At 44.3% G+C, this 10,892-nt stretch carries 12 protein-coding genes and 1 pseudogene; 6 read left to right on the top strand and 7 right to left on the bottom strand.

Translation table 11 applies throughout. The annotated features are described in order from the left end of the window. Window positions 1-466, top strand: a 466-nt coding sequence (locus J9892_RS24970) for an integrase core domain-containing protein (RefSeq protein WP_246876746.1), incomplete at its 5' end; no start/stop codon positions are given. Window positions 467-515: 49 nt separating this feature from the next. Here J9892_RS24970 and J9892_RS23440 read toward each other — a convergent pair. The 6 genes and pseudogenes from J9892_RS23440 to J9892_RS23465 all read right to left on the bottom strand — a co-directional run. Beyond that, a pseudogene (locus J9892_RS23440) lies at window positions 516-629 on the bottom strand (IS5/IS1182 family transposase); the annotation flags it as partial. Between the two features lie 45 nt (window positions 630-674). Then, on the bottom strand, window positions 675-1,940 hold the full coding sequence (locus J9892_RS23445; protein ID WP_210539133.1) for a diguanylate cyclase: 1,266 nt from the start codon (window positions 1,938-1,940) through the stop codon (window positions 675-677). 69 nt (window positions 1,941-2,009) lie between these two features. Beyond that, on the bottom strand, window positions 2,010-2,960 hold the full coding sequence (locus J9892_RS23450; RefSeq protein WP_210539134.1) for an IS1595 family transposase: 951 nt from the start codon (window positions 2,958-2,960) through the stop codon (window positions 2,010-2,012). 75 nt (window positions 2,961-3,035) lie between these two features. Further along, a complete protein-coding gene (locus tag J9892_RS23455) occupies window positions 3,036-3,221 on the bottom strand; it encodes a hypothetical protein (protein WP_080631783.1) in 186 nt (61 codons plus the stop codon). Window positions 3,222-3,251: 30 nt separating this feature from the next. Continuing rightward, window positions 3,252-4,037, bottom strand: a complete 786-nt coding sequence (locus J9892_RS23460) for a hypothetical protein (RefSeq protein ID WP_113721949.1) — start codon at window positions 4,035-4,037, stop codon at window positions 3,252-3,254. A 115-nt stretch (window positions 4,038-4,152) separates the two neighbouring features. Further along, window positions 4,153-4,938, bottom strand: coding sequence for a hypothetical protein (locus tag J9892_RS23465; protein WP_113721948.1), 786 nt, complete (start codon window positions 4,936-4,938; stop codon window positions 4,153-4,155). Between the two features lie 134 nt (window positions 4,939-5,072). Here J9892_RS23465 and J9892_RS23470 point away from each other — a divergent pair, with 134 nt between their 5' ends. From J9892_RS23470 to J9892_RS23485, 4 genes are all read left to right on the top strand, one after another. Further along, window positions 5,073-5,507: an EamA family transporter gene (locus J9892_RS23470; RefSeq protein ID WP_111897046.1), complete on the top strand. Its 435-nt coding sequence runs from the start codon at window positions 5,073-5,075 to the stop codon at window positions 5,505-5,507. A gap of 205 nt (window positions 5,508-5,712) precedes the next feature. Further along, complete coding sequence (gene mcr-3, locus J9892_RS23475; protein WP_210539135.1) at window positions 5,713-7,335, top strand: MCR-3 family phosphoethanolamine--lipid A transferase; 1,623 nt, start codon at window positions 5,713-5,715, stop codon at window positions 7,333-7,335. Between the two features lie 66 nt (window positions 7,336-7,401). Further along, entirely contained in the window at window positions 7,402-9,027 is a 1,626-nt protein-coding gene (locus tag J9892_RS23480) for an MCR-3-related phosphoethanolamine--lipid A transferase (protein WP_210539136.1), read from the top strand. A gap of 117 nt (window positions 9,028-9,144) precedes the next feature. Then, window positions 9,145-9,525 (top strand): diacylglycerol kinase, encoded by a 381-nt coding sequence (locus J9892_RS23485; protein WP_039026395.1) that lies wholly within the window; start codon window positions 9,145-9,147, stop codon window positions 9,523-9,525. 473 nt (window positions 9,526-9,998) lie between these two features. On the opposite strand, the gene J9892_RS23490 is transcribed toward J9892_RS23485, so the two are convergent. After that, window positions 9,999-10,457, bottom strand: a complete 459-nt coding sequence (locus tag J9892_RS23490) for an antitoxin Xre/MbcA/ParS toxin-binding domain-containing protein (protein WP_307772470.1) — start codon at window positions 10,455-10,457, stop codon at window positions 9,999-10,001. A 108-nt stretch (window positions 10,458-10,565) separates the two neighbouring features. Here J9892_RS23490 and J9892_RS23495 point away from each other — a divergent pair, with 108 nt between their 5' ends. After that, on the top strand, window positions 10,566-10,790 hold the full coding sequence (locus tag J9892_RS23495) for a hypothetical protein (RefSeq protein WP_210539137.1): 225 nt from the start codon (window positions 10,566-10,568) through the stop codon (window positions 10,788-10,790). The last annotated feature ends 102 nt before the right edge of the window (window positions 10,791-10,892 follow it).

A 10,892-nucleotide genomic window follows, 5' to 3' on the forward strand; every position in this document is an offset into this window, starting at 1 on the left:
TCGCCATGCCTGGGGACGGCTCTACACCAGCAAGCTGCCGGTGACCTCGGTTCATGTGCTCAATGAAACGATACTGCCGTTCTTCGAAGCCCATGAGGCTCGGGTCTATACCATCCTGTCAGATAACGGGCGCGAGTTCTGTGGGCGCCCAGACCATCATCCCTACGAGCTGTTTCTGCAACTGGAGGGGATTGAGCACCGGACCACCAAGGTACGCGGGCCGCAGAGCAACGGCTTTATCGAGCGGCTACATCGCACCCTGCTGGATGAACACTTCCGTATCAAGGGGAGGACGACCTGGTATGAGTCGGTAGAACAGATGCAGACAGACCTGGATAGCTACCTGGAACACTACAACACCGAGCGGCCACATCAGGGCAGGATGATGGAGGGTCAGACCCCCTACAGCATGTTCAAGAAGGGTCTGAAATTGATACCGAAGGAAGTGCGCACTAAAGTAGCGTAAACAAGACACCGGTTTGAGGCCGGTGTCAGGTGATAACTAGATCTGTACACACCATGTTTTGCCATGACAGAATCTGCTCCATGCGGGACAAGAAAATCTCTTTTCTGGTCTGACGGCGCTTACTGCTGAATTCACTGTCGGCGAAGGTAAGTTGATGACTCATGATGAACCCTGTTCCATGGCTCCAGATGACAAACATGATCTCATATCAGGGACTTGTTCGCACCTTCCCTAACGTTAGTTGGTTTCGACCATTACGTTTTGACTTATACAAGGCTTCATCGCAACGGCTGATCAGCTGCTCTAAACTTTCTTTCTGAAATAATGATGCAACTCCCAGTGACACGGTGACCTTGCCTACATTCTGAAACTGCTCTGAAGCAATTCGCAATCGCAAGCGTTCAGCTAATTCTGCCGCTACCATATCAGTGCAATTCTCAAGCAGGATCAAAAACTCCTCTCCGCCCCAACGAATTACCCGATCATTACCCCGAACCGACTTTCGAAGTAGACCCGATACTTGAGCTAAGATCTGATCACCAACAGGATGCCCAAAGCTATCATTAATCTGCTTAAAGTGATCAATATCGCAAAGAATTAGACTCATGGGCTCTTCCCGGCTAAGAGTAAAGCTATAAGCCTCGCTTAACAACGCCTTACCATGATTGCGGTTAAACAAACCAGTTAGTTGATCCACTGTTGCCGATTCACGTAGCGCTTGCTCTTCACGAAGTCGCTCAGTGACATCTCTTCCAACACTAACATAGTTAGTAATGTTACCAGCGTGGTCTTTGATAGCGGAGATACTCTGCTCAGAATGATACAAGGTACCGTCTTTACGTTTATTAATGAAAATTGCCTGGAACGTCTTTGCTGTCATTAAAGATGCTTTTACGTTCTTGTAAAAGTCATCGTCGTGTAAGCCTGACTTGAAAAGTGATGGTGTATTGCCGATTAATTCTGATTCTTCATAATCGCTTACCTGGCAAAACGCTTGATTGGCAAAGATTATCTTAGCTTGCGCATCGGTAACGAGTATCGGCTCTGCTGCGGCATCCAGTGCCTGACCAAGAATTTTACTGGTCTCTTCTACCTTGGCATAAGCAGTCATATCTTGCTGCACTGAAACAAAGTGCGTGATGTCACCCACCTCATCTCGTACCGGTGAGATATTCCAGCGCACCAAATATGGCGAACCGTCTTTGCGGTAATTAGTAGTCATACCCTCGAAGTATTCACCACTGGTAAGACAACTTCTAAGCCGGTTAATCACCTCCTGATCTGTAGCAGGGCCTTGTAACATCTTCAATGACTGACCATACAACTCATCAATTGCGTAACCTGTCATCTGACAAAAAGCAGGGTTCGCAATTTTTACAGGATATCCTGCTGCCCTGTCAGCACTGGTAATCACAACCGCGTTCCAAGACTGCATAATCGCCATTTTCAGCAAGCTAAGTTCAGAACTTCCCATCGAATTTTTCTCTTCCGCTCAAAACAAAAGACTGACATGAACAGCTTATATAATCAAGGCCTTACCTGATTACCCATGACCCTCAGCCAGCTTCAAGAGCCGATATGGCATCGGAGGGCTTGCCACGACTGCATGCCCCAATTCAACCAACATGCTCTTGAGGTCAAAACGATGATTAAACCGGAAGCAGTATTCCGCAAGATGCCTTGGTAAATGCTTCGCTCCGAGCGTATGGCAACTGCCCCGCAGCGAGTTTTTCACATTTCCTATCATCGTGTTTACCCAGTTGAATGCCGGATGATCCAGCCAGTCCAGGTTGCCCCCGGTGACAACACCCAGGTGCTCACAATTGGCCTCCTTGACCGCTTTGAAACAGGCCAATCCATCGGATATCACCGCGCTACCACTGGCAAGATGCCGTTTTGCCCAATCAGCAATGACGTTGGTTTTGAAACCATCGACCACCGTCATCCGCATCTTGATTGGATGCCCTTCCTTGTTCAGGGCTACTGCTGCCACAAACGGCGTCTTGCCTGCCGCGCCGCGACCTCGTTTGCCACCACGGCGCTCGCCACCCCAGTAGACATCATCGAGCTGAATGATGCCGCTGATGGGCTGCTTGTCATCGGACTCTTTCATGGCTTGCAGCAGCTTGTGCTTGAGCATCCAGGCAGTGTCATATTTGACGTCCAACTGGCGCTTTAGCTCCATCGCTGACAAGCCAGTTTTGGTCTGTGACAGCAGGTGCATCGCCAGAAACCACTTGGTCAGTGGGAGTTTGGTGTTTGCAAAAATCGTGTTTCCAGTCAATGACATCTGGTGACGGCAGTGATTGCATTGCCACACACGTGGCCGCCTTCTCAGGCGACAACAGGTCTTGTTGGCACATTCAGGGCAGACAAAGCCGTTAGGAAAACGCCAAGTGAACAGCGCATTTTCGCACTGAGCCTCAGTGCCATAGTCCTTGAGAAACTCAAACAGGCTGTAGCCTTTCTGGAATTGGATTTTGCTTTTGGCCATGATCTCGCACCTCGATAACTGTACGTAAGATCAGTATAGTTCGTGGTAACTGACTGCTAGTCATGGGTAATCAGGTTACTTAATCAGCGGTCTGCAATGCTTACCAAGCTCAAGTTCATCCTGACGTAGTTCATGCCCTTTAATTGCTTCACATTTATCAGTTATGGATTCTACCTTTCTTAACGCTGCATCCAACATCACATCTAAAGTGCTTAAGGTTTTTGCACGTCTGAATTTAATAAGCCAATCTATCTTAGTCATTTTCTACCTTAGCGACGTTTGATTAATCTTCTATAAACTATTTTGATTCATTTTATTGCTTATGTATACTTTATATGATTGATACAAAACAAGAACGAAAATAAATACAAAGAATACGATGCTAGTGCTTGTCACCCCAAATCCAAACCCACCATTTTTTTCAGATTGTGACAACAAATCGCCTATAGAAGCACCCAGCGGGCGAGTTAAAACATAAATAATCCAAAAGGTTAAAACGACGTTCGTTTTTAAAATCAAGTAGGCTGTATATATGATAAATATGAGTCCCCCAAACAAAAAGACTGAATTCATGTATCCTATATCCATACCCTCTGAGACCCAATCACCCGCAGCGGTTCCCAGCGCAAAAGTCACCAATATAGCACTCCAGTAAAACAACTCCCGCTTAGGTGTATCGATAGACTGTATTGATAAAGTCTTTTCCTGGGAGTGCCAGAGCCAAAATGTAGCAAGAAGAATAATTGTAAAAACAATTGTTGAAACTTCCAATGGAACGCCAACTTGATCTGTTAGGTTATCAGTGACCAAAGTGCCAAAGATACTAACAAGCACTACTGCTAACCAATACTTCCATGGGACATATTTATTAGAGTGAAGTTGCATCACCAAGGTAATGACTAAAATTCCCCCCATGATAATAGATGTAACTGTTAGCCCAAGCCTCATGTTAAATATCAAATAATCAGCTGCCGTTTCCCCAACGGTAGTGGACATCATTTTAATAATCCAGAAAGCCATTGTTACTTCTGGAACCTTATTAAATAATCCCTTTGCCGACACATTGATATTATTCATATGATTACCTATTTATCGTGCCTACTATAAATCACCACTATCTATTTTTACTAACTATAATTGGAGCAGGCATATGTAACATATGACTCTGCTCCAACGCTATAATTTCATGCACTTAGTTATCAGTATCTAAATCCAATGCTACAGTACTGTTTTGTTTGCTTCTTGTACTTGATATGAATACCAGCACAGCAATTGCTAATAGTAATGCAGCTGAGGCGGAATAGCGGCTAAGTTCCAACCCACCTTTGCTCAATGGCTTATCCAGGAAGTCTCCAACAACAGCGCCAAGGGGGCGTGTGATAATAAAGGCAGCCCAAAACAAGAATGTACGAGAGATCTTAGTCCATAAGTAGGCTGCGACTATGGCAAGCAACATGCCACCGAATACAACGGAACTCCCTGCATACCCGAATCCGGCATCATCGGCAGTCCAGTCACCCAAGGCTGTACCAAGGGTTTGTGAAAACATGATGGTGATCCAGTAGAACATTTCTGTTCTGGGTGACGAAATTACACTGGATGATATCTCTCCTTGCGCTCGATACCACACCCCAAAGGAACCAAGTAACAAAAGGAAGAGTATGGTCGAACCACCTGCATAACCAATTCCCAAAGAACGGTCTGCAAAGTCAGCCAACGTTGTACCCACCGTGGTGGTTGCGATGATCGTGACCCAATACAGCGTAGGGTTATAAGACTTAGCGGATATCTGAGCACTGACAGCAACAAAAAAAATGACTGCAAAAATTGCTGTACTCACCAGGTAGCCTAGATCCATCGACATCGATAACGCATCTCCGCCTGTCTCACCAAGCGTTGTTGCTAAAATTTTAATCATCCAAAAGGCCAGTGTAATTTCTGGCACCTTGCTTACGATGTTATCGGTGTTGCTATGCATAGTTCACCCTATCCTTTGGTTAGACGAATCGCCGTCTATGAAAGAGTGTCAGGGATTTATTAAGAAACACTTAAGCTGGATGGCGCCATGTGAAAAAATTTAACATTGATGCGTAGCGAATTGTGGAGTGTCAAATGGACTCACAAACTGGGTGGTTCTACTGGGCTTTCTTGTCTGCAATTTTTGCTGCTCTGACTGCAATTTTTGCGAAGGTAGGGGTGGAGGGGGTTGATTCTGACCTTGCAACTTTGATCCGCACAGGAGTGATCATCGTTGTTTTATCAGCATTTATTGCTTACACAGGGAAGTGGGCCAATCCTTTTGGTCTAACACCAGAGACTTGGATTTTTCTTACTCTGTCAGGTTTAGCAACAGGCGTTTCTTGGGTCTGTTACTTTCGAGCACTCAAGATTGGTGAGGCTTTTAAGGTTGCCCCAGTAGACAAGCTCAGCCTTGTCCTGGTTGCTATTTTTGCTTTCACTTTCCTTGGTGAACGACCATCGGTCAGAGAATGGCTGGGCATTGGCATGATCGCTGGCGGTGTCTTGCTATTGGCTTTCAAGCGATAGAAAGCTGAACGAAGCGCATCTTAAGACTTCCTTAATTTTAGCTGTGTATCATTTCGGATAAGACATTTGTGATTAAGATCGCATTTTTATCAGTAAATGACAAAATGCCGCTTAAGCTCACGTACAGCTTTGTTACCATTCATTTTCAACATAAAGACAAGATGTCTCGTTAGAAAGTGATTGTTGGACTATTAATGGAGTAAGTATGCCTTCCCTTATAAAAATAAAAATTGTTCCGCTTATGTTCTTTTTGGCACTGTATTTTGCATTTATGCTGAACTGGCGTGGAGTTCTCCATTTTTACGAAATCCTTTACAAATTAGAAGATTTTAAGTTTGGTTTCGCCATTTCATTACCAATATTGCTTGTTGCAGCGCTTAACTTTGTATTTGTTCCATTTTCGATACGGTATTTAATAAAGCCTTTTTTTGCACTTCTTATCGCACTTAGTGCAATCGTTAGTTACACAATGATGAAGTATAGAGTCTTGTTTGATCAAAACATGATTCAGAATATTTTTGAAACCAATCAAAATGAGGCGTTAGCATATTTAAGCTTACCAATTATAGTATGGGTTACTATTGCTGGTTTTATCCCTGCCATTTTACTTTTCTTTGTTGAAATTGAATATGAGGAAAAATGGTTCAAAGGGATTCTAACTCGTGCCCTATCGATGTTTGCATCACTTATAGTGATTGCGGTTATTGCAGCACTATACTATCAAGATTATGTGTCAGTGGGGCGCAACAATTCAAACCTCCAGCGTGAGATTGTTCCAGCCAATTTCGTTAATAGTACCGTTAAATACGTTTACAATCGTTATCTTGCTGAACCAATCCCATTTACAACTTTAGGTGATGATGCAAAACGGGATACTAATCAAAGTAAGCCCACGTTGATGTTTCTGGTCGTTGGTGAAACCGCTCGTGGTAAAAATTTCTCGATGAATGGCTATGAGAAAGACACCAATCCATTTACCAGTAAATCTGGTGGCGTGATCTCCTTTAATGATGTTCGTTCGTGTGGGACTGCAACCGCTGCATCTGTCCCCTGCATGTTTTCCAATATGGGGAGAAAGGAGTTTGATGATAATCTCGCTCGTAATAGCGAGGGTTTGTTAGATGTGTTGCAGAAAACGGGGGTCTCCATTTTTTGGAAGGAGAACGATGGCGGCTGCAAAGGCGTCTGCGACCGAGTTCCTAACATCGAGATCAAACCGAAGGATTACCCAAAGTTCTGCGATAAAAACACATGCTATGACGAGGTTGTCCTTCAAGAGCTCGACAGTGAAATTGCTCAAATGAAAGGGGATAAGCTGGTTGGCTTCCACCTGATAGGTAGCCATGGCCCAACCTACTACAAACGCTACCCTGATGCTCATCGTCAGTTCACTCCTGACTGTCCACGCAGTGATATTGAAAACTGCACAGATGAAGAGCTCACCAACACCTATGACAACACCATCCGCTACACCGATTTCGTGATTGCAGAGATGATTGCCAAGTTGAAAACCTACGAAGATAAGTACAACACCGCGTTGCTCTACGTCTCCGATCATGGTGAATCACTGGGAGCATTAGGGCTTTACCTGCACGGTACACCGTACAAGTTTGCACCGGATGATCAGACCCGTGTTCCTATGCAGGTGTGGATGTCACCTGGTTTCATCAAAGAAAAAGGCATGAATATGGAATGTTTGCAGAAAAATGCCGCAGCCAATCGCTATTCTCATGACAACATATTTTCTTCTGTCCTGGGAATATGGGATGTGAAGACGGCTATCTACGAACAAGAATTAGATATCTTTAAGCAATGTCGGAATAATTGAGTTGCGAATCGTTGATATTTTAATGAAGTGGTTTTTATAGAAATAGACGTTTAACAGGTAATTGTTATGTTTTCAGCTGTCAGAATAAAAGTTGTTCCATTTGTACTGCTATTGGCTTTGGTATTCGCATTTTTGCTGAACTGGCCCGTTCTGCTCCATTTCTATGACATATTGTCTAACATCGAGCACTTCAAAATAGGGTTTGTAGTTTCAATCCCATTCCTACTTGTTGCTGCATTAAACTTCGTCTTCATGCCATTCTCGATCCGCTTTCTGATGAAGCCGTTCTTTGCATTCCTGTTTGTTACAGGTTCTATCGCCAGTTACACCATGATGAAATATCGTGTGTTGTTTGATGGTGATATGATCCAGAATATATTTGAAACAAACCAAAGCGAAGCTTTTGCATACGTTAACGCTCCAATAATAATCTGGGTTATTTTGACCGGTTTGTTACCCGCAGCATTGATATTTTTTGTGAAAATTGAGTATGCATCTACCTGGTACAAAGGTATCGCCCAGCGATTGTTATCTATGTTTTTCTCTTTGGTAATAGTTGGGATAATTGCTGCCTTGTACTACCAAGATTACGCATCAATTGGTCGTAACAATCAGACTCTAAATCGTGAAATCGTTCCAGCTAACTTCATGTATAGCACCAGTAAGTACCTGTATAGACGCTATATGGCAGAGCCCATCCCTTTTGTTACTTTAGGTGATGATGCCACACGGGTTACGAAAAAGGACAAACCAACATTGATGTTCCTGGTTGTTGGTGAGACTGCTCGTGGTAAGAACTTTTCAATGAATGGCTATGAGAAAGATACCAACCCATTCACAAGTAAGTCTGGTGGTGTGATCTCCTTTAACGATGTCCGCTCCTGCGGGACAGCAACCGCTGTATCCGTCCCCTGCATGTTCTCCAATATGGGGAGAAAGGAGTTTGATGATAATCGCGCTCGCAATAGCGAGGGCCTGCTAGATGTGTTGCAAAAAACGGGGATCTCCATTTTTTGGAAGGAGAACGATGGAGGCTGCAAAGGCGTCTGCGACCGAGTACCTAACATCGAAATCGAACCAAAGGATCACCCTAAGTTCTGCGATAAAAACACATGCTATGACGAGGTTGTCCTTCAAGACCTCGATAGTGAAATTGCTCAAATGAAAGGGGATAAGCTGGTTGGCTTCCACCTGATAGGTAGCCATGGCCCAACCTACTACAAGCGCTACCCTGATGCTCATCGTCAGTTCACCCCTGACTGTCCACGCAGTGATATTGAAAACTGCACAGATGAAGAGCTCACCAACACCTATGACAACACCATCCGCTACACCGATTTCGTGATTGGAGAGATGATTGCCAAGTTGAAAACCTACGAAGATAAGTACAACACCGCGTTGCTCTACGTCTCCGATCATGGTGAATCACTGGGAGCATTAGGGCTTTACCTACACGGTACACCGTACAAGTTTGCACCGGATGATCAGACCCTTGTTCCTATGCAGGTGTGGATGTCACCTGGATTTACCAAAGAGAAAGGCGTTGATATGGCGTGTTTGCAGCAGAAAGCCGCTGATACTCGTTACTCACACGATAATATTTTCTCATCTGTATTGGGTATCTGGGACGTCAAAACATCAGTTTACGAAAAGGGTCTAGATATTTTCAGTCAATGTCGTAATGTTCAATAAATTACATTATTGGGGGCTCAGGCCCCCAATCATCTGTTAAATAATAGGTTTATTACTATTGTTCGTGTATTTCATGGTTGAAATTTTTAACGGGCAAATCAGAAAGAGGAAGCTAAAATGGCAAAGCCTGGTGCAACTGGAATTACCCGAATCATTCATGCCACCAATTATAGTATGAAGGGGCTTTCTTCAGCTTGGAGACATGAAGCGGCTTTTCGTCAGGAACTGCTACTCATTGTGCTGTTGATGCCTCTGGCGTTTTTTGTCGGAGATGGTTTAAATCAAATACTACTCCTAATGGTTATAAGTTGGCTGGTTGTGATTGTAGAGATCCTGAACTCAGCTATTGAAGCAGTAGTAGACAGAATAGGGTCAGAGCATCATGAGCTTTCTGGTCGAGCTAAAGACATGGGCTCTGCGGCTGTCTTCATTGCTCTGATGTTGAATGCCATAGTGTGGGGTGCATTGACAGGGCGTAATTTATTAACCTGGTGGTAGTGTTATCATCAATAATATTTTTAATTATTCATGGCAGCCACCATAAATAGTGGCTGTTTAATGAAAAACAATAGATGCTAATTATAAGGTGGAACTTTTGTCTGTTTAGCCCGCACCATAGGTGCGAAAATAACCATATTTTATTATGGCTGTTTTTCTGTCTTGATTCTACTCATACGAGAATTGACACTTAGTTAAGTAATGACAACATGAGGTTTGAACCTGCGTATTAAACGCTTGACATGTTTGCAATGCTAATGCGAGTGTCGCTTCTAATAAAATAGTATGTGGGGAAGTAGTAAAACTGGTTTATCTTCGCTGCGAAGCAGCGGAATGTTTAAAAAAGTCTTTTGTTCTCATAATTAGTAAATGGACAGTTTTCAGTATTTTTCAAGTGGCTAAAATGAAAAAATTTGAAAAAAACTATCGTGATGTTTTTTGAACTGAAAGATGAGGCCGCAGGCTGCCTAAATTTATAGGCACACCCCATGCCGAATCCGTCCCACTAGATCGACAACAGCCTGAACCCCCATTGGTGTAGCCAACAATTTAGCTGGGGCTACGCCACCGAGGCCCCAGGCGGTGCGGTTTAACCACGACAGTGTCTTGACGGTATCGTTCCTGTGAAAGACGAGTGCCGCATCGAGGGCCTGCGCCACTCCGTATACCCTGGCACCCTGCGATATTGATAAGGGGGCAGCAATCCGGAGCTTGCGGGCCAGTGTACTCTGGCCAATATCAGCCCACTGGCAAACCGTCCCCACATCCGTCTTCATCAATTCCGCAAGACGATAGACTATGTCCGGTGCTACGCCAGCCACGATCCATTGATGTGCTCCTAGTGGGTCACAAGGAATACCAAGGGCTTCCAGGAGATAGTTCGCAGTAGCTGCTGCGTCACTACTAGGATGATAGGTTGCATAGGGCATCATGTAGCATTCCTCATTGTACAAACACGACCTCTCATGAGCTATCCTATCCCAAACTGTCGTTTTGAGTGGAAAATTAACAACCAAATGCCCCTACATTGAGGAGGGCTGATGACCGAGTTGGTCTGTACTGAACCAGGTTTAGGCATTGAGTTGGGGACTGCTTTTCAGGTTCTATCGGAGAACGGCTCTGAATGGGAAATCCTGTTGGGGAATGAATACCGCAGGATCAACAAACGCAGCGGGCGTGTTACAGGTTGGAAAACACCTCCAAAATTTGAGTGCAAAGATATTGCGTATTCCGGCGAAGTTGAACAGCCATTCCGGCCAACGTGAACACCCTGATCCTTAACGCGCTCACGTCACCCCGTTTCTAACTCGAGTGTTCAGATTGGGTCAACTCACTTCTCCTCTTTCTCATCGATTCTCCCTTCAGTG

The organism is Aeromonas sp. Prich7-2 (assembly GCF_017939255.1).
Taxonomy (GTDB): Bacteria; Pseudomonadota; Gammaproteobacteria; order Enterobacterales; family Aeromonadaceae; genus Aeromonas; species Aeromonas caviae.

Bases quoted from the DNA above. Each gene is read 5' to 3' on its own strand.
- J9892_RS23445 (WP_210539133.1), bottom strand. From the start codon at position 1,940: ATGGGAAGTTCTGAACTTAGCTTGCTGAAAATGGCGATTATGCAGTCT.
- J9892_RS23480 (WP_210539136.1), top strand. From the start codon at position 7,402: ATGTTTTCAGCTGTCAGAATAAAAGTTGTTCCATTTGTACTGCTATTG.
- J9892_RS23450 (WP_210539134.1), bottom strand. From the start codon at position 2,960: ATGGCCAAAAGCAAAATCCAATTCCAGAAAGGCTACAGCCTGTTTGAG.
- mcr-3 (WP_210539135.1), top strand. From the start codon at position 5,713: ATGCCTTCCCTTATAAAAATAAAAATTGTTCCGCTTATGTTCTTTTTG.
- J9892_RS23455 (WP_080631783.1), bottom strand. From the start codon at position 3,221: ATGACTAAGATAGATTGGCTTATTAAATTCAGACGTGCAAAAACCTTA.
- J9892_RS23470 (WP_111897046.1), top strand. From the start codon at position 5,073: ATGGACTCACAAACTGGGTGGTTCTACTGGGCTTTCTTGTCTGCAATT.
- J9892_RS23460 (WP_113721949.1), bottom strand. From the start codon at position 4,037: ATGAATAATATCAATGTGTCGGCAAAGGGATTATTTAATAAGGTTCCA.
- J9892_RS23490 (WP_307772470.1), bottom strand. From the start codon at position 10,457: ATGATGCCCTATGCAACCTATCATCCTAGTAGTGACGCAGCAGCTACT.
- J9892_RS23485 (WP_039026395.1), top strand. From the start codon at position 9,145: ATGGCAAAGCCTGGTGCAACTGGAATTACCCGAATCATTCATGCCACC.
- J9892_RS23465 (WP_113721948.1), bottom strand. From the start codon at position 4,938: ATGCATAGCAACACCGATAACATCGTAAGCAAGGTGCCAGAAATTACA.
- J9892_RS23495 (WP_210539137.1), top strand. From the start codon at position 10,566: ATGACCGAGTTGGTCTGTACTGAACCAGGTTTAGGCATTGAGTTGGGG.